The following is a 23,583-nucleotide window of genomic DNA, read 5'->3' as shown; positions in this document are numbered from 1 at the left end:
GACAAAATTCGTACGCACCCAGGTATTCCGACTCGCGGCGGCCTTGCGGCCACCGCCTACGGTTGCGGGTCAGCGCCGGATTTCGACCGGCTTCCCCTGGGTTTCGAACTATGGAATTGGAATGCCGATACGACTCGGCGTGCGGAGCATACGGAACATTCCGACCGTCGGACAACAGGATGAGCGCGAAATCCCTCGTGCCGTTCGTCACGACGATGGACATCAGACAACGGGACGGGGGCCGGAGGGTCGGCGGCGGCTCCGTACCGGTCTGTGGCGCATCGCCGAACTGCCAACGGGGGTGGTGGTCCCGACCGGCTCACCAGCCACCCCGATGCTCAGTGACGTCGCACGTAGGCACCCTTGCGATTGCCGGGCCGCGCCGAAGACGCCGCCACCGATGCCGAGCAGGATCAGCGATATCAGGACCAGTGTCGGCGCGTTGGTGCCGGTGAAGGCCAAGCCGCCGCCACCATGTCCACGGCCCGACCCGCCGCCGGACGAACCACCCTCACTCGCCGCGGTGTTCGCCGGCGTGGTGGTGCCTCCCGGACCCGGGCCGGGGTTGGTGCGCGGGTCGCGAATCAGCGTCGCGAAGGAGACGCCCACACTGCCGACGACCGCTCGGGTGGTGCTGTGTGGGTCCGACCCGGCTTCGTCCGCCGCGACATCGAAGCCGCCGTCGGCGTTCTGCCGCGTGGCCAGGAACGAACTCCTCCGGCGTCACCAGGATCATGCGTGGCCCCTCGACGACGATCGACCGTGGTTCGTTTCGCTGTGTCATCCGCAGCCTTTCGATCGGTTTGTCGGTGGTCCCCCGCATCGATCCGGTCTGCTGTCCGAGGCTCTCATGCCGCGGCCGAGTCGGCGGGGTGGGAGCACGTGCTCCCACCCCGGCGAGCTCAGGTCAGGAGGTCGTGTTCGGCAGCGTCGCGCGCACCTCCCGGGCCGCCGCGACCAGGTTCTCCAGCGAGGTGCGAACCTCGGGCCGGCCACGGGTCTTGAGGCCGCAGTCGGGGTTGACCCAAAGACGTTCGGCGGGGATTGCGGCAAGTCCCTTGCGGAGCAGGCCCACCACCTCGTCCGTGCTCGGGACGCGTGGGGAGTGGATGTCGTACACGCCGGGGCCGGCTTCGCGCGGGTAGCCATGGGCGGCGAGTTCGCCGGCGACCTGCATGTGCGAGCGGGCCGCCTCCAGGCTGATCACGTCGGCGTCGAGGTCGTCGATGGCCTGCACGATGTCGCCGAACTCGGCGTAGCACATGTGGGTGTGGATCTGGGTGGCCGCGCGTACGCCGGACGTGCTCAGGCGGAATGCCTCGGTGGCCCAGGCCAGGTATTCGGCGTGGTCCACGGCGCGCAGCGGCAGCGTCTCGCGCAGCGCGGGTTCGTCCACCTGGATGACCGAACTCCCGCCCTCCTCCAGGTCGTTGACGCCGTCGCTTCCCGGATCCGACACGGGTCCAGTGCTGTTGACGGCGGTCGTTCCCACTCACCGCTGCGGGGCAGTCCCGGATTCGCACCGGGTTCCCTCTTGCGACGCGCCTACCCGGATGGCAGGGCGAACCGACTGCGTGCGACAGCTTTGACGCACAAGGGGCACCCGGGGGAGAGCGGTGCTCGCGCCTGACGGCGAGAGCACGCCTCGGAGATGTGGACGCAGTCGGCGTCGCTGTGATCGAGTCGGTCCCAGTGCCGCGTTCGTCCCGGGCGGCGTGCCCCCACGGGCGGTGATCCTGTCGGAACGAACGCGGCGGTCGCGACACCGAGGGCGAGGCTGCGTCGGAGTCTTCGGCGGTTCGGCCGGTGCTACGGGCGCGTCGGGGCCACGCGCGGCGGCGGGTTGGTGCTTGTCGTCTTGTCCTTGGAGAACGACCAACCCTCGAAGCTGCCCAGCGGAGGCTTGCGGGCGCTCGCGCCCCACGAACTGTAGGTCCAAGTGCCGTTGCCGGGCGCGTGCCAATAAGACCAGTAGGCGGATGCCGGCGGGGTGTTGACGCACGCTTCGGTGTCCACGCCGGGCTTGCCCTCGATCCGGCAGATGAACGCCTCTCCCCAGCGGTTGGTGCCCTGGATCCGGAAGCCGGCGTTCTTCAGCGCGGCCAAGCCCGTGGCCTGGTCGCCGGGCGCACAGCGGGTGAGCGTGGCCCCGCCGAGTTCCTGGAAGTCGACGATCACGGTCACCCCGTTGGCATCCGGGCAGACACCGGCGGAGCCCTTGGTGGGATCGATGGCGTAGGCGGGCGGGGCGTTCACGGTGATCTGGGCGGTGGCGGGCAGCACAAGCAGGGCGAGCGCCCCGACCAGCCGACCTGTTCGAGCCTTGTTTCCACGAATCTTCACGCGCGGATCCCTTCGGGCGACGGGCGTCGGCACGAGCGGCGAGAGCGACGCCGACCGGGCCGAGCGATGTTCCTCTCGGGACCGCGCACCCCCGGTATCCACCGACAAGACATCGCCTTACGTGAAATCCGGGCCTCAGCGTGCAGTCCACGACAGCTGGAGCCTCAAACTCGTACGAATCCAGGTGTTCCGACTCGCGGTGGCCTGCCGGTCACCGCCTACGGTTGCGGGTCAGCGCCGGACTTCGACCGGCTTCCCCTGGACTTCGAACCATGCGGTTGTCGCCGACTTGAAGAGAGCCGGCTTGCGGAGCGTACGAGACGCCCTGTTCGTCGGACAACGGGTCATACGATGAATCCGCGATGTCGTTCATCACCTTCTTGGGTGCTCAACGCTGGTTTGCACAACGGCGGTTTCGGTCAGCCGGGGCGCACTGGGCCCCACGACAGGGGACCTGGGAAGCACGGCCGGGAGGCGTCCTGCGAACTGCCCACCAGGGAGGTTGGGAGGTTCCCATGCATGGGGGCGTCGCTCGGGTGCCCTGACTCGCGTGATGTGTCCCGCTCGCCGAACCTCCGAACGGCCGGACGGAACACAAAGGGAACCTGAGGACCGAGGAAGCCACTGACATGGTCGCGGCGCTGCCGGTTGCCACGCCCGCGAAGCAGTGCGGCGACCTGGGCCTACCCGAGGAGGACGCCGTCGAGAGTGCGTCCTTCCTGGTTCGTGGGAATCGGGCCGCCGGGATACGTCAGTCGCGATCCCATGCGGACAGGGTGTCGGTGACCATGCGGGTGGCGAAGTCGGGGTCGTCGGTGAGGTGATTGATGTGTGCCGCGAGCAGGAAGGCGGTTGCCTCCAAGGGAGTCATCTCGTCCTCGGTCCAGCTTCCGTACTGTGCGCGCCACAGACTTGGGCTCAGGCCCGTTCCCGCGGCGACGACCAAGCCGGCCATGGTGGGGATGGCTTCGGGGCGGATGCTCACGGGCATCCTGCGCAGCGTGGCCACGAGGTTGGGCACCACACGTTCGATGGCGTCCATGCCATGCTCCGCGTAGGCGACCCGCAACCACTCCATGAACAGAAGGATGAGCGTGCATGCGCCGTCCAACACGGCCGCCGCTCCCTCGGGGCCCAGCGACGCGACGAACCGGTCCGTCAACTCCTGCTGCTCCGGATCGGTGTCGATCCGGTCGCCGTGGATGCTCTTGAGGCGAGAGTCCACCATCATGAGCGCCGCACCGACGTCGCCGACGGGGGCGTGTAAAGGATCGCAGGGTGATGACACGGAACACCTCCTCGCACAGCCATTGGACCTCGAGTGGGGTTCGGACGTCGCGAATCTCGATACCGGCACCGTGGGGAAGCGGTTTTCCGTGACGCGACGCAGGTTGCGTTCAGGTGGCGGTTCGCGGGTTCAGGTAGTCCAGGAACAACGATTGCAGATCCGGGGTCAGGGCGATGACGTCCTCGCTCGTCGGGACCAACGTCAACCCGCCTCCCTTGGGGATGCCGCGGTGAAATGCGGCGTCGACCCTGCGCGCTTCGAGCAGACGCCCATCCGGAGACAGTACGAGGCGGTGTTCGCCGGAGCCGGTCTCCGGTGCGAACGTGGCCAGTTCCCAGCCCTTCCCGACCTCCTCGAAGACCCGCACCACGTGTGTCTTGCGGCCGAACAGGCCGGCCTTCTCCGTGCGCGTGTCGACGTGCAGGAACAGTGATACGAGCTTCCGTGTCGGCAGCCGCCCGGCTACGTCGGCCACGAAGGCGGCGAGCTCGGGAGTCATCCCCACGCCCCGGCGCGACTCGATGCCCGAGAGCCTGAGGCGCTCCCGCTCTTCCGCGAACTCGATCTGTTCGATCTCGTGCTCCTGCCTTCGAGCATCGTCGACCGGCCTCATCCGCCACCCCCACGTCCTTGGTGTCCGGCACGTTAGCCCGCGATGGGCCGTCGTGACTCACGAATGACGAAGAACCACCGCGCGAAGGCGCGGAACCCGGTGGTGGTGTACGCGTGGCCCGCCCGTAGGAGGTCCTGGCCAGGCCGGCCGCGCGCGGACGATTCGCAAGCGTGGTCGGCGCGAGTTCACGGGCGCGTGGTGCCCGTTGCGCGCAGGGTGCCCTTGGCGATGGTGCCGTTTCGTATGGTGTAGGACCCCGCGAAGAGGTGGACGCTGCCGTCGGTGCGCTGTGCGGCGACTCGTACCTGCACGGTGTCGCCGCTGACGGAGTCGACGGACAGCCGGTCGCTGACGGTGTCCGAGAAGCCGGCGACGAACGTGGCGTAGGTCGATCCGAGGTTGCTGCCGCCGAGGGTCCAGGCCGTTGGGTAGTCGCCTCGGTTGATCGCGTCGTAGTAGCGGGCGATGACGGTGGCCGGGTCCGATGCCGGAGTGCTGGTCGGGGCGAGGGCGGTTGTGCCGGCCGGGGCCGGGCGCGTAGGTGAGAACGACGCGCTCGGGGACCGGCCGGTCGAGAACGAGGCGGCTGCCGTCCTCGGCACGAACACCGGGGTCGGCGGGAGTGGCGTGCGAGTTCCGGGGGCGATGGCGGCTTCGGAGGTCGTGGTTGCCGCGGTGGTGGTGTCGGAGCCGGAACCGATCTCCCGGAGCAGAAGAATCGTGACGGCGATGCCGGCCGCGCCGAGGACGGTCAGGACCGCCAGGAGGACGCGCCGATTCCCCGCGTCCGCGGGGGTGCTCGCCGGCGCGGTCGTTTCGGCGTTCCAGGGGCCTACCTCACCGCCGCAGACGGTGCAAAAGCGCAGCGCCGCCGCCGAGAGGGCGGCCCCGCAGTGGGCGCACATGATCATGATGGCTCGCCTCTCGGGGAGTCGATGCCGTGCCGTGGAAGCGGAGTTCGCCCCTCGGCGGTCGGTCAGGACGCGAACAGGGTGTTGATCGCCTGGATGACAAGCGCGATCGCTCCGCTCAATGCGGTGGCGCCGCCCACGGCGTCGCGCAATGAGGTGGCGGTTCGCTTCAGGCGCACGCGACTCGGTGGGGTCAGGGCGAGTTCGTGGCGCAGTTCCTCGGCGTCGGCGAGGGCTTGTTCACGGTCGGGCAGTGTGGTTTCGGTCGCCCGAATGCGGACGATGAGTTCGTCGACCGCCGCCCGCAGCTCCTCCGGGGTCCGGGGTGTCGACGGGGTGGCCGATCCGGTGGTCGTGGTCTGTTCCGCCCGGGCCTTGTGGCCGACGGCGATCGCGGACTCGCTGACGCTCGCGTTCTCGCCGATATCGACCTTGTTTGTTTCCTTGCTCATGTCGACTCCGCTCGTTTCGTATCGGATTTGGTTGCGGTTCGGGTCGGCCGGTTTCTAGGGTTTTCCGTTCGAGGTGGCCGAGGCTCCTCGGCCGACGCTGAATGCCGACCCGGTGACGGTGGCTCCGGCGCCCACCGTGAGGCTGTTGTTGACGATCGTCTCGGCGCGCCGCTTGAGTTCTGCGGGGTCGATGTTCTTTTCTTCGAGGAAGTCGACGAGAGTGTCGAAGATCCTCTTTTCCACGACCTTCGTATACATTTCCTGATCAAGTTTCTGGAAATATCGGTGATAGCCGATCAGGAGCCCGTCCGAGTCGAGGCCGAGTCGGAGGATTGTTCGAATGACCGGGCTCAGCATCGGGTCGAGGACGGGGCCCAGCGAGGGAAAACGGTTCGGGACACGGGAGCGCAGGTCGCTGGCTTCCTGCCGGATGCTCAACAGGGCGCCGTGGTTGAAGGTGAAGCGCCTGGCGACCATCCGCCGTTGACGAGCCTGCTTCCAACGCCGTCGAGGGCCCGCGAAGACCTGCTTGAGGGTGCGTGGGATACAGCGGAACATCAGGCCGAACCAGCGGAATCCACTGGCCACGACGAGCCGCGCGAACTCTCCGAACGTGGGATGCAGCAGCAGGTCGTCGATCTCGTAGTAGCGCCAGTCCAGAGGCGGCAGCAGGGAGTGGTTCACCTCGACGAACAGATGTGAGGAACCGACGGTCACCCGCAGGAAGAGCGTGTACACGAGCTGCCCGCCCCAGCCGACGATCTCCACCACCAGATAGGGGCGGGCCCGATCCTCGGGATGTTCGGTGAGGTATGCGACGACCGCGTCGGAGACGCGGTCGACCGGGCGCGGGTTCCGGCCGGTCAGGAACCGGCTGTCGTGGTGGATGTCGGCACCGTTGATGAACAGCCGGTCGTGCACGCTCAGCCCGGGAAGGTCGAGAAGCGCGATCCGGGATGTGAGCCTTTCGCGCAGCTCGGAGGCCGTGAAGGAGCCGACGGGATCCTCGTCGCGCGCCACCGTCGTGTCCAGGGCGAACGACCAACTGTCCAACGTCCATCCGTGACCGAGGAACGGGTCGAATCCGCTGTACGTGCTCACGTTGCCGGCCGCGTAGGTGGCGACCAGGTCGATCTGGTCCCGCGTCACCTGGAGTTGTGGATCGGGCGCTCGGGAGGCGTCGAACGTCCCGCGCCGCAGCGTTTGCGCGAGGGCTCCCCAGCGGGTGACGTACGCCTCGGCGACGACCACGGCCCAGGACGCCACGACCACGAGCATGCCCGCGACTGCTCCGACGGTCGCGAAATTCACGATGGCCAGGATCAGCAATACGGCCAGGGCCGCGTCGCGGGTCAGATGCCGGGCACGAGCGGCGATGGCGTGCTTCATGACCGCGACGAGGTCCACACCCGGGGAACGCACCACCGCACGGAGCGGCTCCTCGAGGACATCCTCGACGAGTTTCTCGGCCAGCTTGCTGTCCAGGTGAACGGCTGCGCACAGGTAGCGTGTTGCCTCATCCGCCGTTGCGCTCGGTGCGCTCGTTCCGCTCGGTGTACCGGCGGGTTGCCGGGGTCGGTGATGGACCACGCGCGCGGCCGGCGGCGGGGCCGCCTGGCGGGTGGGCATTCGCACGGACGGAGTCGCGGTGTCGTTTCGGTCCGCCGGCTGCGGTGGCACGTAGTCCGCGCGCTTTATCTGTAGACCGCAACTACCGCAGAAATCTGCTCCCTCGGGATTCTCGTGACCACACGAATTACAACGCACACCCCATCGCCCCCCACGCTCCGGATCCGGAGAATGCCCCTGGGTGCGACATTACTCGCCTGGAGCGTGCGAGGGCGGAATAGTCGGGATGTTCGTCGAAGCGATGAGAATCGTTGTCAGGAGAGAGAATCCGACCTTCCGGTTCGCTGTCATTCGATCGTTCGTGGCTTCTCGCAGGCAAACTGCGGAGAAGCGGAAGAGCGACGAGAATCCAAGCCCCGTCTCCGTCCCATGTCGGGCGCCGGCGACCACCGGCCGCGCAGTCGATGGCGAGCCTGGGCGTCGACCCTCGTCTGCACCGCAATGCCGAGCACGCTCAGCCTGTTCACGGCATCCACAGCGCATGCCGCCACGGACGTATCATCCGTGGCCGTCACCGCCGACGGTGCGGGCTACGTGGCAATGCGCAATGGTGGCAACGGAGTTCATGACTTCGGCACGGTGCCCGCGCTGGGCAGCCCGTCCGCCTGTTCAGGCTCGCCAACTCGTTGCAGCACCTTCGCGGGGCGCGATGCCCACGGCATGCCCGTCATCAACACCACCTTCGGCGGCAGCCGCTGGAGCTCGAGTTCGTCTCCTCGGCGACGAGGCCGGGGGACGCACCGCGGTTTGCGGGAAGCAGTGGTGGACACGTCCGTCGCCGTCGTTCGCCGAGATGACCGGACGTCTGGAGGAGTTTGCCCCCGTGTACGAACTCCTTGCGAGTGATGGCAGGTTGGGCGAGCGCGACCACGATCGCGCCCGATTGTGGATCGGCACGGCGCCGAGCAAGGCCGGGCGGTACGAACGCGCCATCGAGGAGATGGCCGAGGCCACGCGTCGTCCACGGCATCGCAGGCGGCCGGTACGTGGACTTCGCAGTCTTCGAGACCGAGCACGTGCCGACCCGCCCGGCTGGGCTCCACGGGCGGATCGGGTCGACGGACGAAGACCTCGGACGTCGATGTCCTGTTCGGCATCGCTGCCCGAGGTCTTCACCGGTCCGGCGCATCGTGGGGGGTCAGTTGCCTTGGCCGGCGCTGCCGATGGGGCCGACGTCGACGGGGGAGCCGGCGCCGTCGATGACGGGCAGGGTGGGGGTGCCGGGCCAGTTCAGGGTGATGGTCTTGGTTTCTCCGGGCGGGGTGACCTCGATGCCGGTGATCTTGACGCCGTAGGGGCCGGTGGCGCCGCTGGGGTAGGTGATGCCGAAGGACACGGAGGTGTCGCTCTTGAGGGTGAACGGGTCTGCCGGGGTGCCGATGCGTTTGGCGGACAGGGGTCCATTGGTGGTTTGGAGGTCGACGCCGGCGAAGCCGGACATCGTGCAGTTGTGGCCGATGTTCTTGAACGTCACGGCGACGGTGAGTGCGTCGTCGCCGCTGATGGTGGCGTCCTGGGCGGTGGCCCGCAGGTCGTCGGTGCGGTACTTGCCGATCGAGGTGTTGTCACCGGCTCCGCCGCCTCCGCCGGCGGCGGTCGTGCCCGATCCGGTGGAACTCTTCCCGGCGGAGTCCTTCGCGAGGGAGCTCTTCCCGGCGGGTTCGCTCCCGCCACCACCTCCACTGCCTCCCGGGTTGCCGCCTGCGTTGCCGCCGGTGGTCGAGGCCCCGGGCGGGGCGGCCGGCGGGGCGACGGGCGAGGGGCCCTGCGCGGCCCCCGCGTTCGAGTCCGATCCCTGGCACGCCGTCATCGACATCGCGCCGCCGAGGACGGCCGCGGAAACGAGGAGGGCGGTGCGACGGTTGCGGAACATGAACGACCCCTTGATAGCTGGTGGTTGAAGCCGAAGCACTCTCGGCTCCTCGGTGCCTGCCCAACCACCATGGCGGGGCCGCCGGGCCGGGCGATACCCCGGTCGTCGCACCACGACGCCGCTGTCGCAGACCGGTGACAAGGTCACGAGAAGGAACGAGAACCACCTCGAACCACCCCACCCGACACTCCGACGACACCACGTTTGCCCTGGTCGCAGCCATCAGAGGTTGCTCCGAAGGACAGTGTTACAACAGCCCCGTCCGCCGGTGACCCGGACGCCGCCCCGGCCCGAACGGCACCCGCATCGGATTCGACCGCGACGGCCTGGCGGACATCTGCGCCGCGTCGCTGCGCCACGTGCCGACCGCGGGCACTCCTTGGCGCGGACCCGGAGCGCGGTCCTGCGACTCCGGACGAGCCGGCCGTGTCCGGCATCGGTCGTGGCGCCGACGCCCGTGTGTTCGACAGGCCGGCCGGCGGCGACGACAACTACCCACCCGGATGACCCGACGGGCCCGGCCGTTCTCCACGTCGCGGTCTCCGCCGGGGCCGTCGTGCGGAACTCGCAGGCGTTCGCGCGTTGCATCCTGGACCTCGGCTGCGGCGTCCCCACCCGGCCCTACATCGTTGATGCGTATCGCCGACATCGCCGATCTTCTCGGCGGGGGTGCGGTCGCCGTACCGGCGACGGCGGTTCGGAAGCGCCTCCGACGTTCGGCGACCTTCATGCGCGACCTTGTCCGCCGACTGCCGGTCGGCTCGTATGTGGTCGACAGCGATCGGTCGGGTGGCCGCTGCGCGATCACCGACGCCATGCACGCCATCCGACGAGGCCGTGTGTTGTCGGCCGGGCTTGAGGTGCTGCCGCCCCGGACCGGGCGACGTTGCGTCGTGGGGGACCGACGACATCGGTTCCCCCCCGGACCGGTCACCAGGGAGGTTGGGGAGTTCGCATGTTGGCCGGTGTTCGTGCGTGATGGGGATTGTGGCGGCGGTGTCGGGCGTGCTGGTTCGGCGGGGGATTTTTTTGGTGGGGGCGATGGGTGATTCCTTTGCATATGCAATTGCATGGGTGTCACTCGCAGGGGTGGATTCGTGGTCGGGGTGGGCTTTGGGGCGGTGGATCGGAGAAATCGGGACGTTCCTTCGTGGTGACGTCTTCCGATCGGGTTGCTCCCGGTCGTGGTCGGGTTGTGCGGCGCGACCTGCGCTTCTTTGGGCACTGTGGGATCGTTGTCGGCGGATTCGACGGGGTTCGAGGGGGCTTCGCGGCGTCGGGATGCGCGGCCGTGCATTTGCATTTCTTGGGTTTCCTTGGCGTTTCGGAAACTCTAGGGGTAGCTTCCGGAGCGTCGGACGATCCGGATCGACGGTCGTCGCCCCGGGGCCGCGAGGGAACAACGATCAAGGAATCGACATGGTGGACGACTTATCCGCCGGAGGAGTTTCGGACGATCTCCGGCGATTCCCGAGAACGGCATTCCCTGCTTTCCGTTCGGGGAAAGCATTCGGCAGGCGGGGACGGCGGCCGGCCGGCTCCGGGGCCACGCCCGGGACCGGAGGGAGAGACACGGGATGAACGCCCGCAGGGGCATCACCACGTGCGCCGCGTGCGGTCGACGCTTCGCGCGGCGCGACACGGGTGACCGCAAGCGGCGCTACTGCGCCCCCGGTTGCCGGCGGCGGGCGCGCACGGCGCGGGAGCGGGAGACGCCGCCGGCTGCCGACCCTCGGGGGTTGGAGGCGGGCATCGTGGCGATTCTGCGTCGGGTGGCCTGTGCGCTGGAGGAGGCCGAACGTACGCGTGAGCCGTTGCGGGTCCGGCTGGCCTACGCGGACCGGCTGAGCGGGGAGACCCAACGATATCGCGCCGTGGTGGGGGAGGCCCGGCCAGGCACGGCGGTACGGCTGCGCCCGGAGTGGTCCGCGCAGTTGGCCGCGCGTCTGGGGGCCCGGTCGCATCCGGGCGACGACGCGCGTGGGGACGCGGACCTGTCGGCGTCCCAGCACGCCGGCGAGCGGCTGGCGGCGGCGTTGCGCGAACTGCGCCGTACCGCCGGGGTCACCGTCGCGGACCTGGCCTGGCAGGCCGGGATCAGTGAGGAGTTCCTGGCCCGGATCCTGGCCGGGGAGGTGTTCGCGTCCTGGCCGGTGGTGGAGACGTTGGCCGGGAAGCTGGGTGGCGAGGCGGCGGAGCTGCGTGCCCTGTGGGAGTGCTCGCGCGGGGTCGACCACGGCATCCGGCGCGAACTGCCGGCCCTGGCCGCGTTGTTGACCGCGATGGTGCGCGGCCTGTGGCTGGCCGCCGGGCGACCCGCGCCGGCTCGGATCGGCGGCGATCCGTTGTGCCCCGGCACGGTCGAGCGGGTCCTGGCCGGTGAACTGATCCCGGACCGGGCCGGCGCCGAGCTGCTGGTGGAGCGACTGGGCGCGCATCCGGACGTGATCCGGCGGTTGTGGAAGCAGGTGCACTACGGCGTGCTGATCCGCCTCGGCGACGCCGGATTCCCGGCCGGAGGACTGCCGCTCGCCGCCCTGCCGGGGGCCGGGTGGCGCTCGGACCCGGTGACCGGGACGCACATCGGCGACGGCGATGTCGGCTGACCGGGGCGCGCCGGCGCGCGCGGCCGTCCGGACCCGGCCGCCGGCGCCGGTATCCGCCGCGCGGCGCCCGGTGGCGCCGACGGCCGTCGAGCCGGAGCCGGATCGCGCCGATGGCGAGCCGGTCGGGCCCGGTGGATCGGTCGGGGCGCCGATCGACTTCGCCGCGTTCTGTCTGCTGCATCGGGCGCGGTGGGCGCAGTACGCCCGGCACCGCGTGGGCGATCCCGTCCGCGGTGAGCGGGCCGTGCGGTCGGCCGTGGCCGAACTCGCCGGCACCTGGGCCGACATGTTGCGCGGGCCCAACCCGACCGCCGGGGCTTGGCGCATCCTGCGCCGGGCCGTCACCGCCTCGCACACCCCCGCCCGGGGCACCCTGTACGACGCCCTGCCGTGGCCGCAGGCGGACGCGGTGGTGCTGCACTACCGGCTCGGCATGACCCTGACCGCCGCGGCCGACCTGATGGGCACCGATCCGCCCGAGGTGGCCGCCCAACTGGTCCTGGCCGAGCGCAGCCTGCCCACCGCCGTGGTCAGGACCCTCGAACGCCGTCCCGACGCCGCGCCGCGTCCGGACGGCCGCGACGCCCCGATCCACGCCCGCGGTCCCGACGGCCCGGGCGGCGGATGAGGGCGTGCGGGTCGTGCGCAACCCGTGCCGCGCGACCCGCTTTTCCCCACCGTGCCTTTTCGCGCCGCGTGCGGACCACCGACTTCCCGATCCGAGTGCCCGCCCCGGCGCACGTCACGCCCTAGCATGGTCCGCGCACGGGCGGCGACCGGAAGACCGCGGTGGGTTCCGGCGAGCGTGGACGCACGAGGGGGCGCGATGGGGAACGCGGACGGACCGATGCCCGAGATCGACGTGGACACACCGAGTGCCGCACGGATGTACGACTGGTATCTCGGCGGCACCGACAACTACCCGGCCGATCGCGCGGCTTGCGAGGAGCTGCTCAAGATCGTCCCCAGTACGCGCGAACTGGCGCTGAACAACCGGGCGTTCCTGCGCCGGGTGGTCCGGGTGCTGGCCGCCGAGTACGGCGTACGGCAGTTCCTGGACCACGGATCCGGGCTGCCCACCCGGGACAACGTTCATCAGGTGGCGCAGCGCGTGGACCCCGCGTCCCGGGTGGTCTACGTCGACAACGACCCCATCGTGCTCGCGCACGGGCGGATGTTGCTGGAGGAGAACGAGAACACCGCCGTCGTCCAGGCCGACATGACCGATACCGACGGCATCTTCGGGCGCCCCGAGGTCGAGCGGCTGATCCGGCTCGACGAACCGGTCGCGGCGCTGTTCGTCTCGGTCCTGCACTGCCTGCCCGAGTCCGCCGAGCCCGGGGCGATGATTCGCCGGGTCGCCGACCGGCTGCCCCCGGGCAGCTTCATGGTGATCTGCCAACTGGTCAGCGAGGACCCGGCGATCCGGGACGGGGTGAGCGACTTCATGGACCAGGCCACCGGCGGCAACTGGGGTCGGGTGCGCGATCGTGCCCAGGTGAACGACTACTTCACCGGGCTGACCGTGCTCGAACCCGGGCTGGTGGAGGTGTCCACCTGGCGCCCCGACTCGCAGGTCGCCGCGCGTCAACAGACCGACGAGTGGATCGAGTACGGCGGCCTGGCCCGGGTACCCTGACCCGGGTGCCCCGGCGGGGCGCGATCCGGCGGGTCAGCTCTCGGCGGCCACGGTGAAGTGGCGTTCGGCGTCGCGCAACATACGCTCGCTGGAGGCCCGATTCTCGGCCGCCGCCCACAGGCGCAGCAGGATCTCCCGATAGGCGTCGATGTCCGCGCGCCTGCTCAGGTACGTCGCGCTGTTGGCCTGCTCCAGGTAGATCATCTCGCTCGGCCCGCCCGAGGCGAAGCGGAGATACGTCATCGGCGACGGTGGGGCGACACCGGCGGCGCGATCGAAGCGCACCACGCGGATGTTGATCCGCTCCCGTGCCGACTCGGCCAACAGGTGCCGCATCTGCGCTGCCATCACCGCCGGACCCCCGACAGGTCGGCGCAGGATGCCCTCGTCCAACAGCGCGGTCAGATCCGGGCGATGCTCGTCCGCGAGCAACGCCTGGCGCTGGAGCCGCAGTTCGATGCGGCGCTCGACCTCCTCGGGCGCGGCACGGGGCAGCCCCGAGCGCACCACGGCGCGGATGTACTCGGGCACTTGGAGCAGGCCCGGCACCACGTGCACTTCGTAGGTGTCGATCTTGGTCGCCGAGTCCTCCATCCCGATCAACCGGGCCAGCCAGCCCGGCATCACGTCGCTGTAGTGGCTCCACCAGGCGCGCTCCAGCGCCTTCTTCAGCAACTCCTCTATCTCGGACAGGGATTCCTCGTCCCGGACCCCGTAGTAGCGGACCAGATCGAAGACGTCCCGGGGGCGCGGCGGGCTCTCGCCGCGCTCCAGTCGGCTGATCTTGGACATCGACGCCCGGATCGCCTCGGCCGCGTCCTTCAGCCCCCGGCCGTTGTCCAGCCGCAACTTGCGCAGCGTCGCGCCGAGCACCTTGACGGCCGCGGCCGGACTGGTCTGCTGGGTGAGGGACACCACGGGTGCGATCGACGGCGCGCGGGCCGGGTGTTCGGCGGACATGGGAACTCCAAGGGGCAGACGGACGTCCGCCATTATCCCGAGACGGGATCCCGCGTGTCCGTCGATTGGGCGACCGCGCCGCGGTCCCCGGGTCGGTTGGGCGACCGCGCCGCGGTCCGGGTCAGTCGATCGGCCCGGCGTACCCCCGGAGTCCGGGGTTCGCGACGAAGCCGGCGAGGCTCGCCCGGGAGTAGACCAGAGCCGGTCCCCGTGCCCGCCGCGAGTCGCGGACCGCGATCGCGCCGCCGGGCAGCAGCGCCACCTCCACACAATTGCCCTCGGCCGTACTCGCACTGCTCTTCACCCAGGTCACCGACCCGAACGAGTCCGCCACATCCCCGTTGCCGGCACGCATCGTCATCACCTTCCCGCTTCCGTCCGATCACTGCCCCGGATGGCGCGACCACGGACGGTTTTGCCGTTCGTGCAAAACCAGGTGCATTCGCATCATGGAACCGATGGCGGGCGCAGTCACGGGAATCGCCGAACCGAGTGGCCCCAATTCCCGGCGTCAAGGGGCGATTTCGGCCCGGATCGGCGGGTTTTACGCCGTGTCGGATCGTGTTGAAATGCGTTCAACGGACGGTCACAAGATCCTTGCGTAGAGTTGGAGATCGGGTCTTGTGGCACGCCACCGCAATGGCGTAACAAGGAACCCGCTGCTGGAGACACAGTTGATCGGCGTGCCCCACATCCCGATTTCGGGCCGCCGTGCACCGCGTCGGACCGGGGGGCCCGCGCGGCAGGAACGGAACCGCAAGCGCACGGCCGACCCCGGGGGGACGGTGGTCGAGAACGTACGTGTCCTACCGCTGCGGCCCCGCGGGGAGCCGTCGGCGGCGTTCCCGACGACAATCGGGCTGCCCGGTCTCCCCGCAGGGTGTCGCGGTGCGGGCCGCGCTGGGGGGAAGGGGTCGCTTCAGTGGAACCGGAGCGGGTATCCGAACTTTCCGATCTGCTGGCGCACGCACGCGCCTCGCGGACCGGAGCCGGCGGACGGGCCGTGATCATCCGTACCGCGTCGGGAATGTGGTGCCGCGAACTGCTCGTCGAGTTCACCGAGCGCCAACGCCGCGCGGGCGCCGCTCCCGTGCTGGTCTCGTGCCAACACCGCGACGCCCGCGAACCCTTCGCCGCGTTGCGCCAGTTGCTCGCCGGACTCGGCGACGCGGCGCAGCCGACCGGGGACGACCGGTTCGACGAACTGCGCCGCGCGCTCCCGCACACCGTGCCCGAGGACCACGGGCGGCCGCTGTTCGACGAGTTGTACGAGGTGCTGCTGCCGGCCGTCCGGCGCTGCCCCCGCGTGATCGTCGTCGACCACGCGCAATGGATGGACGATGCCTCGCTGCGGTGGTTCGCGCACCTGGTGCGCCGATTGACCCGACTGCCGCTGCTCGTGGTGCTCGGCGTGCGCGTGGACGACGACCTACCCGCGCGCGACGCGCTCGACGACATCGGCGCGCAGGCCGCCTGCCACGAGAGCACGCTGCGCCCGCTGTCCGTGCACAGCGCACGGGAGTTGGTGCAACGCGCCTACGCCGGTCGAGTCCCCGACGATCCGTTCGTGCGCCTGTGTCATCACGTCACCGGCGGGGTGCCGGCGTATCTGGTCCGGTTGATCGACACCCAGCTCCAGGCCGGACTGCCGCCGGAGTTGGGCCCGATCCGCTCCGGGGTACACCTCGACGGGCGGCCCCGGCAGACCAGGGCCGACCACATCCGCCGGATCGCCGCCCGGATCGAGGCGGCGGCGGTGACCACCCGCCTGGCCCGACAACCCGAGCGGGTCCGGGCGTTGGGGCAGACGGTCGCACTGTTCGGCGACGGCGCCGACCTGGACATCGTGGCCGACCTGCTGGGCACCGGGCCGGACCGGCTGGACGGGCCACTGGCCGAACTCGTCCGGGTCGGCGTGCTGCGCGGTACACCCCCGGGCGGCCGGTTGTCGTTCCGCACCCCCGAATTGCGCGACGCCGTGCACGACACCATCCCCGAGACGCTGCTGCGCGATCGGCATGTGCGGGCCGCCCGCCGGCTCGGCGACTACGGCGCGCCGCCGACGCGCGTCGCCGAACACCTGTTGCGGATCGACACGTTGCACGTGGACGAGCACGCGTGGGCGGGCGCCGTGCTCTACGAGGCGGGCCGGGCCGCGCTGGAGGCGGGCGCGACGTTGCGCTGCGCCGAATACGCCCGGCGCGCGCTGCGCGACGACCCGGCGGCCGAACACCGGGCGCGCCTGCTCGTGTTACTGGGCCGGGCCGAGGTGCCCACCGCGCCCGAGGCGGCTGCACGGCACCTGGAGGAGGCGCTGCGGCTGCTCACCGATCCCGGCGAACGGGCCGAGGCAGTGCTGGAGTTGTGCCACGCGCAGGTGCTGCGCCAGGGGGACAGTGTGGAGGCGGTGATGCGGCCCGCCCGGGACGCGGCGGCGCGGCTCGGCGAAGTGGCCGAGCGGGACTGCCCCGACCCGGACGTGCGGCTGCGGCTGCGGGCCATCGCGCACCTGGGCGGACCGACCGCCGAGGCCCGATCCGACCGGGAGGCCCGCTCCGGCCTCGACCGCGCCGCCGTCGAGGTCACCGGGGTCACCGCGGGCGAGCGCGAACTGCTCGCCGCGTTCGCGTCGGACAGCGCATGCCGGGCCGAGCCCAGCGGCATCGCGCTGGACCTGATCGAACGCGCGCTGGCGGGCGAACCGCCCCGGGGCAGCGCGTCGGCGCTGCTCCTGCTGCGCAGCGTGGTGGTGCTCGCCTGGGCCGGCCGGCTGGACGAGGCCCGCACGTGGGCGGGCAGCCTGACCGCGGCGATCCCGATCGGCCCGGCCCACTCGCGGATCGGCCTGCCCACCGTGGTCGCGCACTGCCTGTGCGCGGACATCGCGCTGCGTGCCGGGAACCTGGCCGAGGCGCTGGCCGAGGCACGCACCGCCGGCCGGCTCGCGCGCGGCCCCGAACTGTCCGCGCTCACCCAGCTGACCAGGGTGCAACTGGCGCGCATCCGGGTGGTATTGGGCCAGTACGACGCGGCGACCACGATGTTGCGCGGGGCCCTGGGCGTGCCGCGCGCACGGGCCACCGCGCTGGGTGTGCGGGCCCGATGTAGGTACGCGGCCGGGGACCCGCGCGGGGCCCTGGCCGACCACCTCGAATGCGGCCGACGGCTGACCGAACTGGGCATCGTCAACCCGGCGCTGAGCGACTGGCGCGGCGGCGCCGGCCTGGCCCTGGTGGACCTGGACCGGCGGGCCGAGGCGGCGCCGCTGTTCGAGGAGGGCCTGGAGATCGCCCGCCGCTGGGGTGCGCCCGCCCCGATCGGCGAGGCGTTGCGCAACCGGGCGCGGATCGAGGGTCCGCGCGGCGCCATCCGGCTCCTGGAGGAGTCGGTGGCGATCCTTGAGCACTCCGGTGCCCGGCTGCAACTGGCGGAATCCCTGGTCGAGTCGGGCCGGGTGTACGCGCTGGCCGGTCAACCGGCGGCGGCCCGCGTGGCGTTGCGGCGCGGCATGGGGCTGGCCCAGGAGTGCGGTTGGGATCTGCTGGTGGAGCGGGCGCACAAGGATCTGCTCGCCTGCGGCGGCCGGTTGCGCCGGACCAGCCTGTCCGGCCCCGGCTCGCTGACCCCCTCGGAACGGCAGATCGCGGAACTGGCCGCGGCGGGGCACACCAACCGGGCGATCGCCGAGTCGTTGTGCGTCACGCGCGGCACGGTGGAGGTGCATCTGACGCACGTCTACCGGAAGTTGGGCATCTCGGGCCGCACCGCGCTGTCCACGAGACTGGCCTCGACGCAGTGACGGTGACGCGCGTCACCCGACGCCCCCGCAGGGCGAACCTCCCTTACGACGTGGGTATTCGGCCGACCACCGCGAAGCCGAGGAGCAGGGTGAAGCCGTCGGCGGCGACGAAGCGCTCCCACGCCGCCATCGCCCGCGCGTAGGTCCCCAGGCCCAGCGCGCCCCGCTCGACCAGCGGAAGCAGGCGCTCGGGGGACAACTGCGGGGCGAGCGCGGCCGCGCCGCCGACCTCGTCGCTGGTGTACGCGAACGGGCGCACGGTGATCCCGGTCAGGCCCGCGCGGCGCAGGATCCGGGGCAGCCGGCGGGCCACCAGGCGATCCCCGCCGTCGGCGGCCTGGGCGGTGCCGAGCGCACGGTAGGCGTCGGCGGACAGGGCCGACAGGTCCGGGTCCGCGCAGCCCCACAGCCCGGCGTCCACGTCGATCACGGCCAGCACGCCGCCGGGCCGCAGCAGCGCGGCCAGTGCCCGGGCGGCGCCTACCGGGTCGGCCAGGTGCTGGAACACGTAGCGGGCCAGCACCAGGTCGAACGAGCCCGCCGGCAGCGGTGGTTCGGCCAGATCGCCCGCCACGTAGTCGATCCCCGCCTCGGGCGCCTCGGCCCGGGCCACCGCCAGCAGCCGCTCGTCCGCGTCCAGACCCACCAACCGGGTTCTTGGATCGGCCAGTTCGGCGCGCAGTCGGCGGGTGACCGCCCCGGTTCCGCAACCGGCGTCCAGCACCGCGCCGGCGACCGTGGGGGCCGTGTCCCGCAACACCCGCCACTCGTGTGCCCAGCTCAGCTCGGCCTGGATCTCCAACCGGCGCACCTCGGCCGGCACCCCGCCGAGTTCGGCCTGCGGCCGATAGCTGCCCCCGGGGCGGGCCGGGCCGATCACGGCCGACCACCGGTGGTGAGCGGGTGTGCGGTCATCAGCAGGCCGTCCCTGGGCCGCAGGGTCACCAGCGCCTCGGGCACCACCGGATGCCCGGCCACGCCGCGCAACTCCAGCCGCTGCAACACCGTGGCCAGCACCAGGACCGCCTCGGTCAGGGCGAACGACTGGCCGATGCACACCCGGGGCCCGCCGCCGAACGGTACGTAGGCGTGCGCGGGCCGGGCCGCCCGGGCGGTCGCGGTGAAGCGTTCCGGCCGGAAGAGTTCGGGGTCCTCCCACACCGCGGGGTGCCGGTGCAGGGTCCACGGGCTGATGCACACGAGGGTGCCCTCGGGCACGTGGCGGCCGTCGAGCACGTCGTCGGCCGCGGCCCGCCGGGAGATCAGCCACACCGGCGGATACAGCCGGATCGCCTCCTCCAGGCAGCGCCGGGTCAGCTCCAGGCGGGGCAGGTCCGCGGCCCGGGGCGGCCGGCCGGCCAGTACCCCGGCCAACTCGGCTCGGACCGCCGCCGCGGCTTCCGGATGGCGGTCGAGCAGGTGCACGGTCCAACTCAGCGCCTTGGCCGTGGTCTCGTGCCCGGCCATCACCATGGTCAGCACCTGGTCGTGCAGTTCGCGGTCGCTCAGCGCGTCCCCGTGCGCGTCCCGGGCGCCGAGCATCGCGTCGAGCAGGTCGGCGGGCCGATCCGTCGGCGGGCCGGTGTAGCGCCGGGCGGCGACGAGCATGCCGACGACGCGGGCCAGGAAGGTCTGCGCGGCGGTGTACCGCCGGCGCAGCAGCGCCAGGTCCGCGTCCGCGACGGTCGGCGTGCCCGGTTCGCCGTCGAAGTGGCCGATGAAGCGGTTGATGTCGTCCACCGCACGGCCGAACCCCTGTCCCGCCGCGGCCAGATCGGCGCCGAGCAGCGCGTCCGCGACGATCCGCAGAGTGAGTGCGGTGAAGTCGTGGTCGACGCGGATGGTCCGCCCCTCCTCGGCGGCCCGCTCCCACGCGTCGGCCAGGTCCACGGCCGCGTCGGTCATCAGCGTGTCGAACTCCTCCACCCGACGCGGCCGAAACGCCGGCGCGCACAACCGCCGTTGCCGCTCCCAGGCGGGGCCGTCGCTGGTCAGCAGGCCCTTGCCGAGCAGCGGGGTGAGCATGAAGTCGTCCGGGGTGCCGGCCTTCGTCCATGCGGTGTAGTTGTCCTTGAGGATGTGCCGGACCAGGTCGGGGCGATTGACGAACCACACCACCTCGCCGCGCGTGCGATGGCTGCACAGGTCGCCGAACTCGGCGGCGAGCGTGGTGAGGAAGGCGAGCGGGTCGACCCGGATGTCGGCCAGGTCGAGGTCGTCGGCGGGGCCGGGCGGCCGGGCGTGGACGGGTGATCCGAGCGGTCCGGGTGATCCTGGGGGACCGGAGTGGAGGGGCGATCCGGGCACGAGGGCCTCCTGGGTGCGATAGCGGCCGAACTCGCGGGCGTGGTCGGGTGCCGTGGCGGTGAACCCACCGCCCGCGGCCTCACGTCATCTGACGCTGGACGAGCTGGTGGAACAGACCGTCCTCGTCGGCAAGCAACTGGTCCGGCGGCCCGGACTGGACCACGCGCCCGGCGTCGAGCACCACGATGCGATCGGCCTGCATCACCGTCGACAACCGGTGCGCGATGATGATCCGGGTGGCGTTCAGCCGCCGAGTGCTCTGGGTGACCACCTCCTGGGTGCGGTTGTCCAGCGCGCTGGTCGCCTCGTCGAAGAACAGGATGCGCGGCCGGCCGATCAACGCCCGGGCGATCATCAGCCGTTGCCGCTGGCCGGCCGACAGGGTCACCGCGCCGTCGGAGAGCACGGTGTGCATGCCCATCGGCATCCGGCCCAGGTCCTGATCCAGTCCGGCCATCTCGGCCGCCTCCCAGGCCTCGTCCAGGGTGTAGTTGCGCAGTCCGCAGATGTTGTGGAGCACGCTGCCGGCGAACAGTTGCCCGTTCTGCAACACCACGCCGAACTGCCGCCGCACCGCCGCCACGTCCAGCGACGCGAGGTCCTGGCCGTCGTAGAGCACCGAGCCGGTGGTCGGCTGCTCGAAGCCGATCAGCAGCCGCAGCAGGGTGGACTTGCCGCAGCCGGTGGGCCCGACGATGGCGACGAACTCCCCGGGCCGGGCCCGCAGGTTCACGTCGTCCAGCACCGGTGGGGCGTCCGGCGCGTAGCGGAAGGACAGCCGGCTGACCTCGATGCCGCCGTACAGATCGCCCGGCGGCTGCTTGGACTCCAGCACCTCGGGCAACTCGGCGAGCACCGGCTGCACCCCCTCGAACAGCGGTACCGCCGCCGCCATCATCGTGATGCTCGCGGTCATCTGCAGCATCGAGCCGAGCATCAGGGCGTAGGCCACGCTGAACGACAGGAACCCGCCGACGTCCAACTCCCCGTCGGCGGGGCCGGAGACCATCGCGAACAGGAGCAGCGTGCACAGCAGCAGATAGCCCGAGTTGAACACCGTGACCGTGTTCTGCAGCCGCCGGGTGCGCACCGACAACGCCCGGCTGCGGGCGAAGCCCATCGCCCAGAACGCGAAGGCCCGGTCCTCGGCCGCCGCCACCCGCAGTTTGGGCAGCCCGATGAGCAGTTGGAACATCCGGCCGGACAACTCGTGCTCCTCGGCCATCAGTTCGCGCTGGCGGCGCATCTGGCGCAGCCCGGCGACCGCGCACACCGCGCCGCCCAGGGCGGCGAGCAGCAGGGCGAGCAGCGCCAGCGGCACGCTGTAGAAGAACAGCAGGCCCAGGTTGACCAGGAAGATCAGACACGCCGGCACGAACAGCGCGGTGACCCCGCTGAGGATCTCGCGCAGCGCGCTGATGCCCAGCGCGGCGCTGCTCAACGACCCGGAGGAGACGGACGCGAAGAACCCGGTCGGCAGGCGCAACAGCCGATCCCACACGGCGGCCTGGGCGATCGCCTCGAACCGCCCCTCGACCCGCAGCAGCGAGAGGTTCTGCACCGCGGACAACACCGCCGCCAAGAGCGCCGAGGCGAGCAGCACCACGCACATCTGGGTGACCAGGACCCGGTCGCCCTGCGGAACGAACACGCCGAGCACCTTCCCCGTCAACACCGGTACCGCCAGCCCGAGCAGCGCGGCGCCCAGGCCGCAGGCGAACAGCACGAGCACGTCGACCGTGCTGCCGCGCAGGCCGAAGCGCAGCAGGGTGCGGGCGCCGCCGGGGCGTTCGGGCAGGGCCGGATAGAACATGGTTGCCCGGTGCTCCAAGCGGGCCGCCCGGGCGCGGTCCACCGGCGTCCAGTCGGTGCCGGTGGGGTCGAGCACGTGATAGCGCCGACGCCGCCACATCAGGGCCACCGGACGGCGGGCGTCGGGGTCCCCGTCCGCCGGGCGGATGTGCCCGACCAGCGGGCCGGAGTCGGTACGCCACCAGCGACCCGTGAGCGCCACGTCGCGCACCCGGAAGCCGGAGGAGACGGCGATCCGCTCCAGCGGGTCCAGCCGGGCGTCGGCGGCCTCCGAGGTGCCGCCCCGGGTGATCGCCACCCCGCTCGCCTGCCCGACCACCCGGGCCACCGCGAGGTAGTCGTCCTGGTCGGCCGCGTCTAGGCCGACTCGGTGCACCGGCCGGTAGGGGTCCAGGACCGCGCCGAGGGCGCGCGAGGAGCGGCGCAGCGCGTCGGCATCGACCTCGCGGCGCGCGTCCAGCTCCCGGCAGGCGTTGCCGCGCCGGCCGCGCAGGCGTTCGTCCACGCGCTGCATCAGGGTGTGCTGGTGGTGGGCGAGGTCGTTGGCGAACGGGGCCTCGGTGAGCACGTCCAGGGTGCGGACGACGTGCACGAGCGCGCCGCCGACCGAGTACAGCCAGTCGGCCGCGCCGATCGCCAGCCGGCCGCCGAAGCCGACCGTGGCGCCCGCGTCGGGGATGTCGTCGGCCGGGGCGTCCCCGTCGGCCTCGTCCGGCCCGCCGATGGTCACCGACCCGGACAACACCCGCACCCACAGCGTGCCGGCAACCGAGCGGGCCGCGCCGTCGGCGGGCAACTCGGCGCCCTCGCCCGCCTCCAGGGCGGTGAAGGTACGCGGCGGCAGGCCCATCCGGACCGCGTCGGCCAGCGCGCCCAGGCCCCGGTCCAGGCCCGCCGCGAAGCGGCCCGCGAACGCCGCGTCGGCCGCGGCGGCGGCCAGTACGTCGGCCAGCGGCGCGGCCCGCACCGTCCCGCCGGGCAGCGGTTTGCCCAACATCGCGGTACCGCCGGCCGGCGCCCCGCACAGCACCGTCCCGGCCCCCACCCGGCACAGGAACTGCCAACGCCCGCCCTCCTCCCGGGTGGTGGCGAACACGTCCACCATGCCGGCGGTGACGAACCAGACCTGGAGGGCGCCGTCCAGTGCGCAGGCCCCGGCGAGTTCGGGGCCGAGCGCGGCACCGAGCGCGTGCAGGTCCGGCGGCGCGTCGTCGGGCGGCTCGGCGGGCTCGAAGCCCTGCGTGGGCGCGGTCATCCTTCCTCCTCTTTTCCGTGGGGGACGCCCGGTTCGTGGGGAGCGCGGTCCGCGTCGGGGGTGCTCGGACGGTCGGTGGGCGTGCGGCGCGCCGGG

At 71.4% G+C, this 23,583-nt stretch carries 16 protein-coding genes, 1 pseudogene and 3 riboswitches; of the genes and pseudogenes, 4 read left to right on the top strand and 13 right to left on the bottom strand.

Features of this window, described 5'->3' with window-relative positions; translation table 11 throughout:
• Positions 1-21 precede the first annotated feature (21 nt).
• A riboswitch (cobalamin riboswitch) is annotated at positions 22-96 on the bottom strand.
• 811 nt (positions 97-907) lie between these two features.
• From ACFXKZ_RS15240 to ACFXKZ_RS15205, 8 genes and pseudogenes are all read right to left on the bottom strand, one after another.
• A pseudogene (locus ACFXKZ_RS15240) lies at positions 908-1,441 on the bottom strand (5-methyltetrahydropteroyltriglutamate--homocysteine S-methyltransferase); the annotation flags it as partial.
• Positions 1,399-1,536, bottom strand: a riboswitch (cobalamin riboswitch). It overlaps the preceding pseudogene by 43 nt.
• Before the next feature lie 273 nt (positions 1,537-1,809).
• The gene (locus ACFXKZ_RS15235) at positions 1,810-2,343 is read right to left on the bottom strand and encodes a flagellar hook-length control protein FliK (RefSeq protein ID WP_380000445.1); all 534 of its coding nucleotides are present in this window, start codon (positions 2,341-2,343) and stop codon (positions 1,810-1,812) included.
• Between the two features lie 161 nt (positions 2,344-2,504).
• Positions 2,505-2,659, bottom strand: a riboswitch (cobalamin riboswitch).
• A 435-nt stretch (positions 2,660-3,094) separates the two neighbouring features.
• Positions 3,095-3,631, bottom strand: a complete 537-nt coding sequence (locus ACFXKZ_RS15230; RefSeq protein ID WP_380000443.1) for a hypothetical protein — start codon at positions 3,629-3,631, stop codon at positions 3,095-3,097.
• A gap of 109 nt (positions 3,632-3,740) precedes the next feature.
• On the bottom strand, positions 3,741-4,244 hold the full coding sequence (locus ACFXKZ_RS15225) for a hypothetical protein (protein WP_380000441.1): 504 nt from the start codon (positions 4,242-4,244) through the stop codon (positions 3,741-3,743).
• 185 nt (positions 4,245-4,429) lie between these two features.
• Positions 4,430-5,155: a hypothetical protein gene (locus ACFXKZ_RS15220; protein WP_380000440.1), complete on the bottom strand. Its 726-nt coding sequence runs from the start codon at positions 5,153-5,155 to the stop codon at positions 4,430-4,432.
• Between the two features lie 65 nt (positions 5,156-5,220).
• Positions 5,221-5,607, bottom strand: coding sequence for a DUF5955 family protein (locus ACFXKZ_RS15215; RefSeq protein WP_380000438.1), 387 nt, complete (start codon positions 5,605-5,607; stop codon positions 5,221-5,223).
• A 54-nt stretch (positions 5,608-5,661) separates the two neighbouring features.
• The gene (locus ACFXKZ_RS15210) at positions 5,662-7,032 is read right to left on the bottom strand and encodes a hypothetical protein (protein WP_380000436.1); all 1,371 of its coding nucleotides are present in this window, start codon (positions 7,030-7,032) and stop codon (positions 5,662-5,664) included.
• 1,342 nt (positions 7,033-8,374) lie between these two features.
• A complete protein-coding gene (locus ACFXKZ_RS15205; RefSeq protein WP_380000434.1) occupies positions 8,375-9,109 on the bottom strand; it encodes a DUF4232 domain-containing protein in 735 nt (244 codons plus the stop codon).
• Between the two features lie 1,577 nt (positions 9,110-10,686).
• On the opposite strand from ACFXKZ_RS15205, the gene ACFXKZ_RS15200 reads away from it, so the two are divergent.
• From ACFXKZ_RS15200 to ACFXKZ_RS15190, 3 genes are all read left to right on the top strand, one after another.
• On the top strand, positions 10,687-11,715 hold the full coding sequence (locus tag ACFXKZ_RS15200) for a helix-turn-helix domain-containing protein (protein WP_380000432.1): 1,029 nt from the start codon (positions 10,687-10,689) through the stop codon (positions 11,713-11,715).
• Positions 11,705-12,343: a hypothetical protein gene (locus ACFXKZ_RS15195; protein ID WP_380000430.1), complete on the top strand. Its 639-nt coding sequence runs from the start codon at positions 11,705-11,707 to the stop codon at positions 12,341-12,343. The genes ACFXKZ_RS15200 and ACFXKZ_RS15195 overlap by 11 nt, the downstream gene beginning before the upstream one ends.
• Before the next feature lie 198 nt (positions 12,344-12,541).
• A complete protein-coding gene (locus tag ACFXKZ_RS15190) occupies positions 12,542-13,354 on the top strand; it encodes an SAM-dependent methyltransferase (RefSeq protein WP_380000428.1) in 813 nt (270 codons plus the stop codon).
• A 33-nt stretch (positions 13,355-13,387) separates the two neighbouring features.
• Here ACFXKZ_RS15190 and ACFXKZ_RS15185 read toward each other — a convergent pair whose 3' ends face one another.
• Entirely contained in the window at positions 13,388-14,314 is a 927-nt protein-coding gene (locus tag ACFXKZ_RS15185) for a helix-turn-helix domain-containing protein (protein ID WP_380000426.1), read from the bottom strand.
• A gap of 121 nt (positions 14,315-14,435) precedes the next feature.
• A complete protein-coding gene (locus tag ACFXKZ_RS15180) occupies positions 14,436-14,669 on the bottom strand; it encodes a DUF397 domain-containing protein (protein WP_380000424.1) in 234 nt (77 codons plus the stop codon).
• A 525-nt stretch (positions 14,670-15,194) separates the two neighbouring features.
• Here ACFXKZ_RS15180 and ACFXKZ_RS15175 point away from each other — a divergent pair.
• Complete coding sequence (locus ACFXKZ_RS15175) at positions 15,195-18,113, top strand: LuxR C-terminal-related transcriptional regulator (RefSeq protein WP_380000422.1); 2,919 nt, start codon at positions 15,195-15,197, stop codon at positions 18,111-18,113.
• Positions 18,114-18,156: 43 nt separating this feature from the next.
• Here the strand turns inward: ACFXKZ_RS15175 and ACFXKZ_RS15170 are convergent, their stop codons facing one another.
• The 3 genes from ACFXKZ_RS15170 to ACFXKZ_RS15160 all read right to left on the bottom strand — a co-directional run bounded on the left by ACFXKZ_RS15170 (position 18,157) and on the right by ACFXKZ_RS15160 (position 23,487).
• Complete coding sequence (locus tag ACFXKZ_RS15170; protein WP_380000420.1) at positions 18,157-18,993, bottom strand: class I SAM-dependent methyltransferase; 837 nt, start codon at positions 18,991-18,993, stop codon at positions 18,157-18,159.
• Complete coding sequence (locus ACFXKZ_RS15165; protein WP_380000418.1) at positions 18,990-20,420, bottom strand: cytochrome P450; 1,431 nt, start codon at positions 20,418-20,420, stop codon at positions 18,990-18,992. Before ACFXKZ_RS15165 ends, ACFXKZ_RS15170 begins: the two co-directional genes overlap by 4 nt.
• Positions 20,421-20,499: 79 nt before the next feature.
• Positions 20,500-23,487: an NHLP bacteriocin export ABC transporter permease/ATPase subunit gene (locus ACFXKZ_RS15160; RefSeq protein WP_380000415.1), complete on the bottom strand. Its 2,988-nt coding sequence runs from the start codon at positions 23,485-23,487 to the stop codon at positions 20,500-20,502.
• Positions 23,488-23,583: the final 96 nt, after the last annotated feature.

Source organism: Embleya sp. NPDC059237 (assembly GCF_042754105.1).
Classification (GTDB): Bacteria; Actinomycetota; Actinomycetes; order Streptomycetales; family Streptomycetaceae; genus Embleya.
The sequence above is the reverse complement of the archived record's forward strand: the minus strand, read 5'-3'. Positions and strand labels throughout refer to the sequence as shown.